Origin of the sequence: Nonomuraea terrae (assembly GCF_004348995.1) — a bacterium.
Taxonomy (GTDB): domain Bacteria; phylum Actinomycetota; class Actinomycetes; order Streptosporangiales; family Streptosporangiaceae; genus Nonomuraea; species Nonomuraea terrae.
The window spans coordinates 19766-35392 of record NZ_SMKQ01000009.1 but is presented as its reverse complement, the minus strand read 5'-3'; the positions used below and the strand labels follow the sequence as shown (position 1 = coordinate 35392).

General features: G+C 71.4%; 14 protein-coding genes and 1 pseudogene. 14 read left to right on the top strand and 1 reads right to left on the bottom strand.

The window, feature by feature from the left end:
- Positions 1-19 precede the first annotated feature (19 nt).
- The 5 genes from E1286_RS05710 to E1286_RS05690 all read left to right on the top strand — a co-directional run bounded on the left by E1286_RS05710 (position 20) and on the right by E1286_RS05690 (position 4130).
- The gene (locus E1286_RS05710; protein WP_132609410.1) at positions 20-472 is read left to right on the top strand and encodes a PH domain-containing protein; all 453 of its coding nucleotides are present in this window, start codon (positions 20-22) and stop codon (positions 470-472) included.
- A gap of 69 nt (positions 473-541) precedes the next feature.
- Positions 542-1420, top strand: a complete 879-nt coding sequence (locus tag E1286_RS05705) for an AAA family ATPase (RefSeq protein WP_132609408.1) — start codon at positions 542-544, stop codon at positions 1418-1420.
- On the top strand, positions 1413-2489 hold the full coding sequence (locus E1286_RS05700) for a vWA domain-containing protein (RefSeq protein WP_132609406.1): 1077 nt from the start codon (positions 1413-1415) through the stop codon (positions 2487-2489). Before E1286_RS05705 ends, E1286_RS05700 begins: the two co-directional genes overlap by 8 nt.
- A complete protein-coding gene (locus E1286_RS05695) occupies positions 2482-3573 on the top strand; it encodes an XdhC family protein (RefSeq protein WP_132609404.1) in 1092 nt (363 codons plus the stop codon). Before E1286_RS05700 ends, E1286_RS05695 begins: the two co-directional genes overlap by 8 nt.
- On the top strand, positions 3570-4130 hold the full coding sequence (locus tag E1286_RS05690; protein ID WP_132609402.1) for a nucleotidyltransferase family protein: 561 nt from the start codon (positions 3570-3572) through the stop codon (positions 4128-4130). The genes E1286_RS05695 and E1286_RS05690 overlap by 4 nt, the downstream gene beginning before the upstream one ends.
- Here the strand turns inward: E1286_RS05690 and E1286_RS05685 are convergent.
- Positions 4116-5003 (bottom strand): endonuclease/exonuclease/phosphatase family protein, encoded by an 888-nt coding sequence (locus tag E1286_RS05685; RefSeq protein ID WP_132609400.1) that lies wholly within the window; start codon positions 5001-5003, stop codon positions 4116-4118. The genes E1286_RS05690 and E1286_RS05685 overlap by 15 nt on opposite strands.
- Positions 5004-5096: 93 nt before the next feature.
- On the opposite strand from E1286_RS05685, the gene E1286_RS05680 reads away from it, so the two are divergent.
- From E1286_RS05680 to E1286_RS05640, 9 genes and pseudogenes are all read left to right on the top strand, one after another.
- Complete coding sequence (locus E1286_RS05680) at positions 5097-6137, top strand: LLM class F420-dependent oxidoreductase (RefSeq protein WP_132609398.1); 1041 nt, start codon at positions 5097-5099, stop codon at positions 6135-6137.
- Between the two features lie 217 nt (positions 6138-6354).
- Complete coding sequence (locus E1286_RS05675; RefSeq protein WP_132609396.1) at positions 6355-7311, top strand: 4-hydroxy-3-methylbut-2-enyl diphosphate reductase; 957 nt, start codon at positions 6355-6357, stop codon at positions 7309-7311.
- Between the two features lie 73 nt (positions 7312-7384).
- Positions 7385-9232 (top strand): annotated as a pseudogene (dxs, locus tag E1286_RS05670) (1-deoxy-D-xylulose-5-phosphate synthase); the annotation flags it as partial.
- 166 nt (positions 9233-9398) lie between these two features.
- Positions 9399-10535 carry a flavodoxin-dependent (E)-4-hydroxy-3-methylbut-2-enyl-diphosphate synthase gene (ispG, locus tag E1286_RS05665; RefSeq protein WP_132609392.1) on the top strand — a complete coding sequence of 379 codons (1137 nt, stop codon included), beginning with the start codon at positions 9399-9401 and terminating at the stop codon, positions 10533-10535.
- Positions 10535-11704, top strand: coding sequence for a cytochrome P450 (locus E1286_RS05660; protein WP_246074479.1), 1170 nt, complete (start codon positions 10535-10537; stop codon positions 11702-11704). Before ispG ends, E1286_RS05660 begins: the two co-directional genes overlap by 1 nt.
- A 54-nt stretch (positions 11705-11758) precedes the next feature.
- Positions 11759-12952: a cytochrome P450 gene (locus E1286_RS05655; RefSeq protein ID WP_132609388.1), complete on the top strand. Its 1194-nt coding sequence runs from the start codon at positions 11759-11761 to the stop codon at positions 12950-12952.
- 2 nt (positions 12953-12954) lie between these two features.
- On the top strand, positions 12955-13152 hold the full coding sequence (locus tag E1286_RS05650) for a ferredoxin (protein ID WP_132609386.1): 198 nt from the start codon (positions 12955-12957) through the stop codon (positions 13150-13152).
- A gap of 379 nt (positions 13153-13531) precedes the next feature.
- Positions 13532-14503, top strand: coding sequence for a polyprenyl synthetase family protein (locus E1286_RS05645; RefSeq protein WP_165969592.1), 972 nt, complete (start codon positions 13532-13534; stop codon positions 14501-14503).
- Positions 14493-15578 carry an NAD-dependent epimerase/dehydratase family protein gene (locus tag E1286_RS05640; RefSeq protein ID WP_132609382.1) on the top strand — a complete coding sequence of 362 codons (1086 nt, stop codon included), beginning with the start codon at positions 14493-14495 and terminating at the stop codon, positions 15576-15578. Before E1286_RS05645 ends, E1286_RS05640 begins: the two co-directional genes overlap by 11 nt.
- The last annotated feature ends 49 nt before the right edge of the window (positions 15579-15627 follow it).

The following is a 15627-nucleotide window of genomic DNA, read 5'->3' as shown; positions in this document are numbered from 1 at the left end:
GCTGCGGTAGGTTTCCCTCGTGCCCGAGCTCGTCAAGCCGCCGCCCCTGCCCGTGACCTGGCGCCCCCGCCGGGGAAGGATCGTCGCCTACGGCTTCGCCGTGCTGATCGTCGTGGGGGCGGTGGTGATGGCCGTCCACATCGCCGAGCCGTTCCAGCTGGCCGACCGGCTGGCGATCGTGGCGTTCGGGTGCGCGGTGGCGTACGTGCTGCATCTGCTCGGCCGGGTGCGGGTGGAGGCCGACGAGGAGGGCCTGACCATCGTCAACGCCGTCCGCACCCACCGGTACTCCTGGGCGGAGGCCCTGGAGGTGACGCTCCTGGTGGGCGACCCCTGGCCGCGCATCGACTTCTCCGACGGGCGCACCATCGGCGCGATGGGCATCCAGGGGTCGGAGAAGGCCCGCGCCCGCCAGGCCACCGCCGAGCTGGAGGCCCTGATCCGCGAGCGGGGCGAAGCGCGCGAGAAGTGACGATCCCGTGATGCCCGCGGCCCGCCGCCGACGTAGCCTGAAGGGGTGCTGGGGCGGACAATCAGGGCAATGGACATCGAGTCGCCGGCGAAGCTCGTCGAGCTGCTCGACCGGCAGGCCTACCTGGCCGACGAGGGGCTGGCCACGGCCGCCTTCCTCGCCCTGCGGATGGGGCGGCCGCTCTTCCTCGAAGGGGAGGCGGGGGTCGGCAAGACCGAGCTGGCCAAGACGCTCGCCGCGCTGCTGGAGGCGCCGCTCATCCGGCTGCAGTGCTACGAGGGGCTCGACGCCGCCCAGGCCCTGTACGACTGGGACTTCGCCCGCCAGCTGCTCCACCTCAAGGCCGCCGAGGCCGCCGGCATCACCGACGTGGGGCGGCTGGAGGGCGAGATCTACGACCGCCGCTTCCTCATCGCCCGGCCGCTGCTGAAGGCGATCGAGACGCAGCCCAGCGTGCTGCTGGTGGACGAGATCGACCGCGCCGACGACGAGTTCGAGGCGTTCCTGCTCGAGGTGCTCTCCGACTTCACGATCTCCGTCCCCGAGCTCGGCACGATCCGCGCCAAGACGCCACCGGTCGTGGTCGTCACCTCCAACCGCACCCGCGAGGTGCACGACGCGCTCAAGCGGCGCTGCCTCTACCACTGGCTGGAGCACCCGGCGTTCGACCGGGAGGTCGCCATCCTGCTGCGGCGCCTGCCCGCCTGCACCGAGACGCTGGCCACGCAGGTGGCGCGGGCGGCCGAGCGGCTGCGGCAGGCCGGCCTGGTCAAGCCGCCGGGCGTGGCCGAGACGCTCGACTGGACAGAGGCGCTGCTGACGCTCGGCGCCAGGGAGCTCGACCCCGGCCTGGCGGCGGCCACGCTCGGGGCGGCGCTGAAATACCGCGAGGACGTCGCCACCGTCATGGGCAACGGGCTGCTCGGCGGGCTGCAGGGCCATGGATGAGCTGGCCGCGACCATGACGGGGTTCGCCAGGACGTTGCGCGCCGCGGGTGTCGGGGCCGACCACGAACGCACCCGGAACCTGCTCAAGGCCCTCGACCACCTCGACGTGACCGACCCCGGCGAGGTCTACTGGGCCGGGCGGCTGACGCTCTGCGCCACGCCCGACGACCTGCCCCGCTACGACCGTTGCTTCGCCGCCTACTTCGGCGGGCTGCGGGCCGTTTCCACCCGTACGGCCACCGTGAGCGTCACCCGGCACCTGGCCACGCGCGACGGCGACGGAGAGACGGGCGACGACGACGGCACGGCGGCGCCCGCGACCGCGAGCCGGATCGAGGTGCTGCGCCACCGCGACGTGGCCCGGCTGTCGGAGGCCGAGCGCGAGGAGGTGCACCGGATGTTGGCCCTGCTGCGCGGCGGGCGGGCCCGGCGGCGCTCGCGGCGGTTCGAGGGCTCCCACCGGGGCGTGCTCGACCGGCGCCGCACCATCCGCGAGGCGCTCAGGAAGGGCGACGTGGCCCGGCTGCGCCACCGCCGGCACACCACGCGTCCGCGCAAGGTCGTGCTCTTCGTGGACGTCAGCGGTTCGATGGCGCCGTACGCCGAGACGCTGCTGCGCTTCGCGCACGCGCTGGTCAGGAGCGAGCCCCGGGCCACCCGCGTCTACTCGGTCGGCACCCGGCTCACCCCGATCACCGCCGAACTGCGCCACCGCGACCCCGGCACCGCGCTCAACGCGGTGTCCAAGACCGTCCCCGACTGGAGCGGCGGCACCCGGCTCGGCGAGGAGCTGCGCGAGTTCCTCACCCGTTCCAGCGCGAGGGGAGAGATCGCGGTGATCGCCTCCGACGGCTGGGAACGCGGTGACCCCGAGCTGCTGGGGACGCAGATGGCCCGGCTGTCCCGTCAGGCATACCGCGTAATCTGGGTCAATCCTCACAAGGGGTACGCGGACTACCAGCCGCTCACGGGCGGGATGCGGGCCGCTTTGCCGTACCTCGACGACCTGGTGGCCGGGCACAGCCTGGCCGCCTACGAGCAACTCAGCGAAAGGCTCGCCCATGCGTGACGTGCTGCCGGAGATCATGGAGTGGTGGCGGTCCGGCACCCGCTTCGGACTGGCGACGGTGGTGGGCACGTGGAGCAGCGCGCCCCGGCCGCCGGGCGCGTCCATGGCCGTGCGCGGCGACGAGGTGGTCGGCAGCGTCTCGGGCGGCTGTATCGAGGGCGCGGTGTTCGAGCTGGCCACCGACCTCGGCGAGCCGGTCCTGCAGCGCTACGGCGTCAGCGACGACGACGCCTTCTCCGTGGGGCTGACCTGCGGCGGCATCATCGACATCTTCGTGGAGCCGGTCTCGCGGGAGGCGTTCCCCGAGCTGGGCGAGATCGCCGCGTCGGTGCAGGCGCACGAGCCCGTCGCCGTGGCCACCGTCGTGTCGGGGCCGGGCCGGGTCGGCGCCCGCCGGATCATCTGGCCCGACCGCTCCTCCGGTACCCTCGGCCTCGGCCGCCTCGACGACGCCGTGGACGACGACGCCCGCGGCATGCTCGCCCAGGGCCTGACCGGCCTGCGCCGCTACGGGCCGCAGGGAGAGCGGCGGCTGGACGACCTGGCGGTCTTCGTGCACTCGTTCGCGCCGCCGCCGCGGATGCTGGTGTTCGGGGCGATCGACTTCGCCGCGGCGGTGGCCCGGGTGGGCAAGTTCCTCGGCTACCACGTCACGGTGTGCGACGCGCGGCCGGTGTTCGCCACCGCCAAGCGGTTCCCCGACGCCGACGAGGTCGTGGTCAAGTGGCCGCACGACTACCTCGCCTCCGTCGACGTGGACGAGCGCACGGTGATCTGCGTGCTCACCCACGACCCAAAGTTCGACGTGCCGCTGCTGGAGGTGGCGCTGCGCACGGGCGCCGGCTACGTGGGCGCCATGGGCTCGCGCCGAACGCACGAGGACCGCCTGGAACGGCTGCGCGAGGCCGGGCTGACCGGCGACGAACTGGCCCGGCTGCGCTCGCCCATCGGCCTCGACCTCGGCGCGCGCACCCCCGAGGAGACCGCCGTGTCCATCGCCGCCGAGCTGATCCAGCTGCGCTGGGGCGGCTCCGGACGCCCGCTGTCCGCCACGGAGGGCCGCATCCACCACGAGTCGGCGTGAGCGAGGTCGCGGGGCTGCTGCTGGCCGCCGGCCGGGGCTCGCGGCTGGGCCGACCCAAGGCGCTGGTCGAGTACGCGGGCGAGCGGCTGGTGGACCGGGGCGTGCGCCTGCTGGCCGAGGGCGGCTGCCACCCCGTCGTGGTCGTGCTCGGCGCGGCCGTGGCGCAGGTGTGCGGCGCGGTGACCGTGCACAACCCGGAGTGGGCCTCCGGCATGGGCTCGTCGCTGCGCGCCGGCCTCGCCGCGCTGCCCCCGCAGGCCGGGGCGGTGGTGGTCGCGCTGGTCGACCAGCCGCTGATCCGCCCGGAGGCGGTACGCGCGCTGATCGCCTCCGGCGCCGGCCTCGCGGTCGCCACGTACGGTGGCCGGCGCCGCAACCCCGTGCTGATCGGCCGCGAGCACTTCGCGGGGGTGGCCGAGCTGGCCGTGGGGGACGTCGGGGCGCGGCCGTACCTGAAGGCCCATCCCGGGCTGGTCACCGAGGTGCCGTGCGACGCCTACGGCGACCCGGCCGACATCGACACCCCCGCCGACCTGGACCTGCTAGAGGCGGAGTGACGCGATCGCCGCCCGGTGGTCGCTGCCCGTGGCCGGAGCCACGCCCGCCTTGGTCGCGGTCATGCCGCGGAACAGGATGTGGTCGGGCCGCGTGATCGGGAACGCGGCCGGCCACGTGAAGCCGAACCCGTCGCCCGCCACCCGCTGCGCGTCGACCAGCGGCGGCGTCAGCCCGCGCATGCCGCGGTCGGTGGTGGCGGTGTTGAGGTCGCCGAGCAGCAGGATGCGCTTGCTGCGGTCGGCGTCGATGAGCTTGCGCGCCCGGGCCAGCGAGGCGTCGCGCGAGGTGGTCTGCCCGGGCCTGGCCGAGGCCAGGTGCATGACGTAGACGGTCACCTTGCCCTGGGGGGTGCTGACGACCGCGCGCAGCGCCCGGGGCCAGCCCAGGCCGACGTCGAGGGGCCTGGCGTCGCTGATCGGGTAGCGGCTCCACAGCCCGACCGTGCTGACCGGATAGCGATATTTGAACATCTTGTTGAGCTGCTTGGCCGCCGGGCCGCCGGCCGTCAGCTCCTGCGCGGCCAGCAGGTCGAGGTCTTGGGCGATCTGGCGGACGGCCTCGCCCGAGGCGTTGTTGCGCACGCCCACGTTGACCGTGCCGACGGCCAGGTCGCTGCGGCCGCCCGGCGGCGTGGCCAGCAGCGTGGAGCCGAACATCGCGGCCCACACCAGGCCCGGCACCAGAGCCGCGACGGCGGCCACTGTGGAGCGTGCCAGCGCGGCGAGGAGAAGCAGCAGGGGAACGGCCAGCCCGACCCAGGGCAGCATGCTCTCCAGGACCGGGGTGAACCCGCCGAAGGCGGGGATCAGCGCATGCCCCGCCAGGGCCCCGGCCACCACGGCGGACACGATGACGACGACCCGACTCAGCACGCGATCTACGCTAGCGGCTGCCGTCCCGGCACGTGGACGCGATAACCTGTCCGCGTCGAAACGGAACAACATTCGGTTCACAGGGAGCCCGGCATGCGGATCGGTATGGCACTCAACTACTCGGGCGGTTTCAAGGAGACGGTCGCCGAACTGGCCGACTACGAGAAGGCCGGGCTGGACATCGTGTTCGTGGCCGAGGCGTACTCGTTCGACGCGGTCAGCCAGATGGGATACATCGCGGCCAAGACCGAGCGGCTGGAGATCGCCTCGGGCATCCTGCCCATCTACTCCCGCACGCCGACGCTGCTGGCCATGACGGCCGCGGGTCTCGACTTCGTCTCCGACGGGCGCTTCACGCTCGGCATCGGCGCCTCGGGGCCGCAGGTGATCGAGGGGTTCCACGGGGTACCGTATACCGCGCCACTGGGGCGGACGCGGGAGGTCATCGAGATCTGCCGTAAGGTGTGGCGGCGCGAGCGCGTCGAGCACGCCGGCAAGCACTACACCCTGCCGCTCCCGCCCGACCAGGGCACCGGCCTGGGCAAGCCGCTCAAGCTCATCAACCACCCCGTACGCCCCCGCGTCCCGATCGTGGTCGCCGCCATCGGCCCCAAGAACGTCGAGCTGACCGCGGAGCTGGCCGAAGGCTGGGAGCCGATCTTCTACCTGCCCGAGAAGGCCGCCGACGTCTGGGGCCCGTCGCTGGCCGCGGGCAAGGCCAGGCGCGACCCCGAGCTGGGCGAGCTCGACGTGATCGCGCAGGCGTCCCTCGCGATCGGCGAAGACGTGGCGGGGCTGCGGGAGTTCGGGCGGCCGATGGCGGCCCTGTACATCGGCGGCATGGGCGCCAAGGGCAAGAACTTCTACAACGACCTGGCCCGCCGCTACGGCTACGAGAGGCAGGCCGAGCAGATCCAGGACCTCTACCTGGAGGGCAAGAAGGACGAGGCGGCCGCCCTGGTGCCGGCCGAGCTGCTGGAGCGCACCTCGCTGATCGGCAGCGAGGGCTTCGTCCGCGACCGCGTCCAGGCGCTGAAGGAGTCCGGGGTGAGCACGCTGAACGTGGCACCGTTCGGCAGGACGCACGAGGACCGGGTGCGGCTGATCGAGAAGATCAAGGACATCGCATCCTGATCGGCACGTCCTGAGCGTCTTGCCCCCCGCGTGTGCTCCGGTGTCCGGGCCGGCGGGGTGTCACCGCAGGTCCGGACGGCGCCCGGCGTGCCGCGGTCGTGCAGGTCGGCTGCAGGGTGGTGGCCGGCCGCTGCCGTAGCATCGATCATGAATCCGGTCAGGAGCTTCCAGACGTGGACCCGGCAGATCGTGCGCGGGCGCCCGAGCGGCGGTGTATATGGCTTCAGCACGGAAGAAGGTCGTCCTAGCCCAGCCACGAGGTTTCTGCGCGGGCGTCGAGCGCGCCATCGCGATGGTGGAGCGGGCCCTGGACCTCTACGGGCCCCCGGTCTACGTGCGCAAGGAGATCGTGCACAACCGCCACGTCGTCGACCGGCTGGAGGCCAGGGGCGCCCGGTTCGTCGACTCCGAGACGGAGGTCCCCGAAGGCGCGATCTGCATCTTCTCCGCCCACGGCGTCTCCCCGCAGGTGCGGGCCCGCGCCGAGAGCCGCCGGCTGGACGTCGTCGACGCGACCTGTCCTCTGGTGTCCAAGGTGCATCAGCAGGCCCGCCGCTTCGCGCGTGACGACCGCGTCCTGCTGCTGATCGGCCACGCCGACCACGAAGAGGTGGAGGGCATCCGCGGCGAGGCGCCGGAGCGAACGATCGTCGTCGAGTCCGCCGAGGACGTCGACCGGCTGGACCTGGATCCCGCCACCGCCGTCGGCTACGTGACCCAGACGACGCTCGCGGTGGACGAGACGAGCGGCATCATCAGCCGTGTACGCGAGCGGTTCCCCAACCTGGCCGAGCCCAGCAGCGAGACCATCTGCTACGCCAGTCAGAACCGGCAGAACGGGATCAAATCCCTGGCCGCGCGCTGCGAGCTGGTGCTCGTGGTCGGCTCGGAGAACTCCAGCAATTCCCAGCGCATGGTCGACGTGGCACGTGACAACGGCGTGCGGTCGTTCCTCGTGCCCGACGTGTCGCGGTTGGACGAGCGGTGGCTCGACGGGGTGACCTCCGTGGGTGTCAGCTCCGGCGCGAGCGTTCCCGAGGTCCTGGTGGACCAGGTGCTGGAACGGCTGTCCGCCTGTGGCTTCCACGACATCGAGGTGGAGAGCGGCGCGACCGAGGACGTCGTGTTCTTCATGCCGATGCGGCTGGCCGAGGGCGGTGGGGCGGGACCATGACCTCCGGCACCCGCCCGCCCGGGTCGACTTTCCGCAACCGAGTTTCCGCCGGCCGAACGAAGGGAGCGCGTACATGGGACTGCTGGAGTCCATCCGGGGACCGCAGGACCTCCGTGTCCTGTCAGGGGAAGAACTGCTGACGCTCTCCGGGGAGATCAGGCGGTTCCTGGTCGAGCAGGTGTCGAGGACGGGTGGCCATCTGGGACCCAACCTGGGGACCGTCGAGCTCACCCTGGCCCTGCATCGCGTGTTCGACTCCCCCCGCGACCGCATCGTGTGGGACACCGGCCACCAGGCCTACGTGCACAAGATCGTGACGGGCCGGCACGACTTCTCCGGCCTGCGGCAGCGGGGCGGGTTGTCCGGCTACCCGTGCGGTGCCGAGTCGGAGCACGACATCGTCGAGAACTCCCACGCCTCCACCGCTCTGTCCTACGCGGACGGCCTGGCCAAGGGATACCGGCTGCGCGGAGTAACCGACCGCAAGGTCGTGGCGGTCATCGGCGACGGTGCGCTGACCGGCGGCATGGCCTGGGAGGCGCTCAACAACATCGCCGCCGCCAAGGATCTGCCTCTCGTCATCGTGGTCAACGACAACGGCCGGTCGTACGCGCCGACGATCGGCGGGCTTGCCGACCACCTGGCGACGCTGCGCACCACCCGCGGGTACGAGCGCTTCCTGGACTGGAGCAAGCGCCTGCTGCAGCCCACACCGGTGGTGTACGACACGCTGCACGCCATCAAGACGGGCGTGAAGGACCTGGTCGCCCCGCAGGGCATGTTCGAGGATCTGGGGCTGAAGTACCTCGGCCCGATCGACGGGCACGACATCGAGGCGGTGGAGACCGCGCTGCGGCAGGCCGCGGCATTCGACGGGCCGGTGCTCGTGCACTGCCTGACCCGCAAGGGCAACGGTTACCCGCACGCGGAGAACGACAAGGCGGACTGCTTCCACGCCGTGCGCGTGATGGACCCGACCACCGGCAGGCCGACCACCGCGGCAGGCCGGTCGTGGACGTCGGTGTTCGGCGCCGAGCTGGTCACGCTCGCCGAGCGGCGGCCGGAGATCGTCGGCATCACCGCCGCGATGCTGGGGCCGACCGGGCTGGACGCCTTCGCCGAGCGGTTCCCGGAGCGCGTCTTCGACGTCGGCATCGCCGAGCAGCACGCGGTGACCTCCGCCGCCGGTCTCGCCATGGCGGGGCTGCGGCCCGTGGTGGCGGTGTACGCGACCTTCCTCAACCGCGCCTTCGACCAGGTGCTGATGGACGTGGCCCTGCACGGGTGCCCGGTGGTGTTCGTGCTGGACCGGGCCGGCGTGACGGGAGACGACGGCCCGTCGCACAACGGGATGTGGGACGTGGCGATGCTGCAGGCCGTTCCCGGTCTGCGCATCGCCGCCCCCCGCGACGCGCGCACCCTGCGTGAGGAACTGCGCGAGGCGCTCCGCGTCACCGGCGGGCCTGCCGTCGTGCGCTTCCCCAAGGGTGCGGTCGGGCCGGACATCCCGGCCGTGGACGAGGCGGACGGGATGGCGGTGCTGCGCCGCGACGCCGGCCGGGACGTGCTCGTCCTGTCGGTGGGCGCGATGGCGGGACTGGCGCTGGGCGTCGCCGCGCGCATCGGTGAGGAGGGCTTCGGCGTCACGGTGGTGGACCCGAGATGGGTCAAGCCGGTCAACGCGGCCATCCCCGATATGGCCCGCCGGTACCGGCTGGTCGTCACCGTCGAGGACGGCCTGCGGGCCGGCGGGTTCGGGTCCGCCGTCGCTCAGGAGCTGCGCGACGCGGGCGTCGGCACACCGGTGGCGGACTTCGGCATCCCCAGGCGCTTCCTGCAGCACGGCAAACGTGCCGAGGTGCTCGCCGAGTGCGGCCTGACCGTGGAGGACGTCTCCGCCGCCGTGCTGCACCGGCTCGCCGGGAAGAATCGCCGTCTCGCCGCGCCCACACACGTCAGCCCATGGCTGGCCAAACTCATCGCCGACCCGCGCCTGGCGGGCAGGGCCCGCCAGGTCCTCGCCTCGAACGGCTACTCAGGCCACAGGGGCGTCGGCGACCAGACGCACTGAAGGAGGCAGCGCTCTGATGAGAGTTGATCTCGGGATGCCCGCCCCGCCATCCGTGGTGCTCGGCGAGCGACAGCCCACCCGGCAGCTCCGGGTGGGTTCGGTGGGCGTGGGCAGCGAATCGCCTGTGTCCGTGCAGTCCATGACGACGACGGTCACGGCCGACGTCAACGCGACCCTGCAGCAGATCGCCGAGCTCACCGCGGCCGGGTGCGACATCGTCCGGGTCGCCTGCCCGTCGCAGGACGACGCCGACGCGCTGCCGATCATCGCGACCAAGTCCCCGATCCCCGTCATCGCCGACATCCACTTCCAGCCGAGGTACGTCTTCGCCGCCATCGAGGCCGGCTGCGCGGCCGTCCGGGTCAATCCGGGCAACATCAAGAAGTTCGACGACAAGGTCGCCGAGATCGCGCGGGCGGCCAGGGACCACGGCACGCCCATCCGCATCGGCGTGAACGCGGGATCGCTGGATCCCCGGCTGCTGGCCAAGCACGGCAAAGCCACGCCGCAGGCACTGGTGGAGTCGGCGCTGTGGGAGGCGTCGCTCTTCGCCGAACACGACTTCCACGACATCAAGATCTCGGTGAAGCACCACGACCCTGTCGTGATGGTGGAGGCCTACCGCCGGTTGTCGGCCGCCTGCGACTACCCGCTGCACCTGGGAGTCACCGAGGCCGGCCCGCCGCTGCAGGGCACCGTCAAGTCGGCGGTCGCGTTCGGCACGCTGCTCGCCGAGGGGATCGGCGACACCATCCGCGTCTCCCTGTCGGCCCCGCCGGTCGAGGAGGTCAAGGTCGGCGTCCAGATCCTGCAGTCGCTCAACCTGCGCCCGCGCAAGCTCGAGATCGTGTCCTGCCCATCCTGCGGCCGGGCGCAGGTGGACGTGTACAAGCTCGCCGAGGAGGTCACCGCGGCCCTGGACGAGATGGAGATACCGCTCCGGGTGGCCGTGATGGGCTGCGTCGTCAACGGCCCGGGAGAAGCCAGGGAAGCCGACATCGGGGTGGCGGCCGGCAACGGCAAGGGCCAGATCTTCGTCAAGGGGAAGGTCGTCAAGACGGTACCTGAGTCGCGCATCGCCGAGGCACTGATCGACGAGGCCATGAGAATCGCCGGCGAAGCCGGACAAGACAGCGACGAATGGACATCGTGATGACCGTGCAACTCCCGCTCGAACAGGTGCACCCGCTGGCCGTCCCGCCGGCGCTGCGCGATCTGCAATCCCGCGGCGTCATTCATCCCGTGCGGACCCGGGTGGGGCACCCGGCATGGCTGGTCACCGGGTACGAGGAGATCCGGGCCCTGATCGCCGACCCGCGGCTGGGCCGCGCCCACCGGGAACCCGACAAGGCCTCGCGCCTCGGCGACTGGATGCTGTTCAGCGGCCCCATGGGAGACTTCGACACCGAGCACGACGACGAGGCGCGGGTGCGCGCGCAGCTCCAGCCGCACTTCGCGCCGGGCCGCATGCGAGCACTCCGGCCGCGCGTCGAGGCCCTCACCACCGACCTGCTCGACGAGCTGGAGCGGCACGGCTCCCCGGCCGACCTGCAGGAGGCCCTGGCCGGGCCGCTGCCCGTGCTGGTGATCTGTGAGCTGCTCGGCGTGCCGTACGAGGACCGCGACGAGTTCTCCAAGTTGTCGCGCGCCGCCGGCGACATCCTGGACCCGGCCCGCTCCGAGCAGGGGCTCATGGAGCTGTACGAGTACGGCAAGCGGCTGGTAGAGCGCAAACGGGACGAAGCGGCCGACGATGTCATCTCCCGCATGCTCCAGTCCGGAGACCTGTCGGACGATGAGATCGCCATGCACACCATGATGCTGCTGTTCGCCGGGCATGAGACCACGGTGTCGCAGATCGGCCTGGGTGCCGCGTGCCTCCTTGCCGATCCCGGCCAGTGGCGGGCACTGCACGACGACCCCTCGCTCGTCCCGTCCGCGGTGGAGGAGATCCTGCGCGCGCCCAGTCTGGGCGGTCCCGGGATCCCGCGCTACGCCCGCGAGGACCTGACCGTGGGCGAGGTCACCGTACGCGCCGGGGATCTGGTCATCCTCGACATCGGGGCGGGCAACCACGACGGCGCGGTCTTCGCCGACCCCGACCGCTTCGACGCGTCACGCAAGGACAGCCCCCACCTCACCTTCGGTTTCGGCGCGCGCTACTGCATCGGCGCGCAGCTCGCCCGTATCGAGCTTCAGGCCGTCTTCGCCGACCTCACCCGGCGCTTCCCGGACATGCGGCTGGCCGTGCCGGTGGAGAAGCTGCAGCGCAGCCCGCACTCCTCGACCGGCGTCCTGCTCAGCCTCCCCGTCGAGTGGTGACGGCTCACTTCTCCGGCGACCGGTTCGCGCAGCCCCCAACCGAAAGCACATGACATGGAACAATGCCCCATCGCCCTGCCCTTCGACCGCCCGGGCCCGTTCGACCCGCCGCGAGCCCTGGCCGGCCTGCGCGAGCAGGCGCCCATGACGCCGCTGAGCTTCGTCGACGGGCACGTCGGATGGCTGGCCACCGGCTACGAGGCCGCCCGCACGGTGCTGGCCGACCCGCGCTTCAGCGCGCGGCGCGAACTGATGCACGTCCCCCTCGACCTGGGCTTCGCGCACGAGATCGCCGGCGGCCCGCCGGAGGCCGGCGAGTTCCTGCGGATGGACCCGCCCGAGCACACGCGCTACCGGCGGCTGCTCATCGCCCAGTTCACGGCCCGCCGGCTGAAGCAGCTGGAGCCGCGCATCGCCGAGGTCACCCAGACCTGCCTGGACCGGATGGAGGCGGCCGGGTCTCCCGTCGACCTGGTGCGGGAGTTCGCCCTGCCGGTGCCGTCCCGGGTGATCTGCGAGCTGTTCGGCGTCCCTTACGCGCGCCTGGAGGAGTTCCAGAACCACCTGGGCACGATGGTGGACACCGACGCCCCCGGTGAGGAGGCCATGGAGGCCTACACCGCGTTCCTCGAATTCCTGGCCGGGCTCATCGCCGACAAGCGCAAGGCACCCGGGGAGGACTTCTTCAGCGGCCTGGTCGACAGTGGCGAGCTGTCGGACGAGGAGCTGACCAACATCGGCTTCATCCTGTTCGGCGCCGGCTTCGAGACGACCGCGAACATGCTCGGGCTCGGCACGTTCGCGCTGCTGAGCCACCCTGACCAACTGGCCCTGCTGCGAGGCGACCCCTCCCTGATCGACGGCGCCGTCGAGGAACTGCTGCGGCACCTGACCATCATCCACTTCGGCCCGCTGCGGGCGGCGCTGGAGGATGTGGAGGTCGAGGGCGCCCTGGTGCGGAAGGGGCAGGTGGTGGTGGTCTCGCTGCCTGCGGCCAACCGGGACCCGAAGCGGTTCACCGACCCCGAGCGCCTCGACATCACCGGATCCGCGCAGGGCCACCTGACGTTCGGGTACGGGCCCCACCAGTGCCTGGGCCAGCAGCTGGCCCGCATCGAGATGCGCATCGCCTTCCCCGCTCTGCTGGAGCGTTTCCCCACGCTGCGGCTGGCCTGCGCGCCCGAGGACGTGCCCACGAAGGACATGATGATCGTGCATGGTGTCAAGAAGCTCCCGGTAGCGTGGTGATCATGAGAATCGTCGCTGACAAGGACGTGTGCGTCGGGGCCGGGATGTGCGCGTTGACCGCGCACGACCTGTTCGAGCAGAGCGAGGAGGACGGCACCGTGGTGCTCGTCGTGGAGCGCCCGGCCGACGACCGGCTCCACCTGGTGCGGCGGGTGGTGGACTCCTGCCCGTCCGGCGCCATCACGCTGGCCGACGATTGACCCTCCGGCGGTCGTCGGAAAAACAGCAACGCGAGGTGTCCTCCGCGCGGCACGTGAAATCTTGACGATTTCCTGCGGCCGTTTTCGGGGGGCGCCTCGCTTCTTTTCGGCAAATTCCCGCGGAAAGTGTGTCGCCCGGCGTGCGGGTTTTCCCCTTCATATTGCCGCTCGCCTCGACGGCCGGGTGACAAGGCGGAGGTCGAGGCCATTACGGGGCACAACCGCGATGCAGTTTCCATCCAGGTTCGATCAACGGCCGCTCGCATACGCTACTTAAAAATCTTCCGGCCTAAGGAAGACGAGGTTATGCGTGAGCATGGCTAAGAGTGGTATAGAAGGTGATCTGCAAGCCCGCAACGTCTTGTCGTCGATAAACGGAGTGGCGCCGCTCATCATGGAGGTGAGCGCGGGCCTGACCGGCCGGTGGACGGGAGGGCACAGCTCCCTCGACTCGATGTGCTCCCACGCGCTGGTGCCGTCCGGCAAGATGTTCCGCCCCATCCTCGTTCTGGAGTCGGCTCTGGCGGTGGGAGGTGACGCCCGTGTCGTCCTGCCCGCGGCCATGGGCGCCGAGTCCGGCCATGTCGCGAGTCTCGTGCACGACGACATCATCGACGACGACGAGATCCGCCGGGGCAAACCATCCGTCCAGCACCAGTTCGGGGTGGACAACGCCATCGTCGCCGGCGACGCCCTGATCTTCGACCTGTTCCTCAGTCTGGCCGAGTGCCGCAAGACCGGTGCGGCCGACAGCCGGATCGTGGCCGCGTTCGACGTCGTGGCCCGGCGTGGCATCGAGTTGTGCCGCGGCCAGATCATGGAAGCCGAGATCTGCGAGCGCATGGACTTCGACCGTGAGGCGTACCTCACGATGGCCGGCCTCAAGACGGCCTCGCTCTTCAAGGGCGCCTGCGAATGCGGCGCCCTGCTCGGCGGTGGCGACGACGCCATGGTCGAGGCGCTCAGCCGCTACGCGGAGAACCTCGGCATCGCCTTCCAGATCCACGACGACCTGCTCTCCTACACCCGCGAGACCGGCGTCATGGGCAAACCCGACACCAGCGACGTGCGCAACGGGAGGCTGACGCTGCCCGTCATCCTCGCCTACGAGCTCGGCGACTCCATGGATCGGCTGGCCATCACGGACGGGCTGTCCGGCGAAGGCGATCCGACCGCCAACCGGCAGGCGCTCATCACGATCCTGGAGCGAACGGGGGCGCTCGCCGGCACCGAGCGGCTGGCGGCGCACTACAGCCGGCAGGCGGTCGATGCGCTGGCCGGGCTTCCGGTGACACTGAGCCGCGAGCGCCTGGCCCGTTTCGCCGAGGAGGCGATCGACCGTGACCGCTGACCCGGCCGACCGGACGCGTGACACACCGGACGACGACGCGCGCGGGCACGTGGTGATCACGGGCGGCTGCGGCTTCATCGGCAGCCACCTGACCGCCCACCTGGCCCGGCGCGGTTTCCGGGTGACCGTGTTCGACCGTGCCGGGTGCCCGGCCAACCGGCGGCTCGACCCGCGGGCGGCCCACGTCCAGCTGGACATCACCGACTTCGAGCAGTGCCGCGACGCCGTCGGCGCGGCCCGGCCGAGCGTGGTGTTCCACCTGGCCGCCTCCTCCACCGTCGATTCGGGTTACCTCGACCCGCACGGCTCACTCATGGCCAACGTCACGGGCACCATCAACCTGCTCGAAGCGGTCCGGGTCGCCTGCCCCGACCTGGACAGGTTCGTTTTCGCCTCGACCGACAAGGTCTACGGGGAGCTGCTCGAGGACGCCTACACGGAGATGTCCGTCCTCGGCGCCCGCGGCGTCTACGACGTCGGCAAGCTGTCGGCGGACGGCCTGGTGCGGATGTACGGCGACGAGCTCGGCCTGCCGGTGTCCGTGCTGCGCCTGTGCAATGTGTTCGGCCCCGGCGACGACGACGCCGGCTCCCGTATAGTGCCGCGCTCGCTGAGCCGGCTCTTCGACCCGGCCGAGCCCAAACCGCCGCTCGTCTACGAGGGCTCACTGCGGCACCGGCGTGACTACGTCTACGTAGGCGACGTCTGCCGCGCGCTGACCGCGATCGCGCTCAGCCCGCGGGCCCGCGGCGAGGTGTTCAACATGGCGCCGGCGGCGCACCGGACCACGGTCGACCTGGTGGAGGAGCTGATCCGCCGCTCCAGCGAGGAGTGCCGGCCGCACGACCCGGAACGGGCAGAGCTGATCCGGGCCAATGGCTACGAGGTGGTCGCCGGCTCCGGGGCCAGCCAGCTCCGGCATCAGCACTGCGACGCCACCAAGCTCAGCACGCTGCTGGGCTTCCGCAACGAGGTCGACCTGGCCGAGGGACTGCGGCGCACGATCGCCGCGGTGATGCGGGAGCGGCGGATCGCCCGCCCGCTGGAGCCGACCGCCGCCACGCCCTCCGGTTGACGGCCGGACGACGGCAGCCGACCTGACGGTGACTTCGGGTGATAGGGGA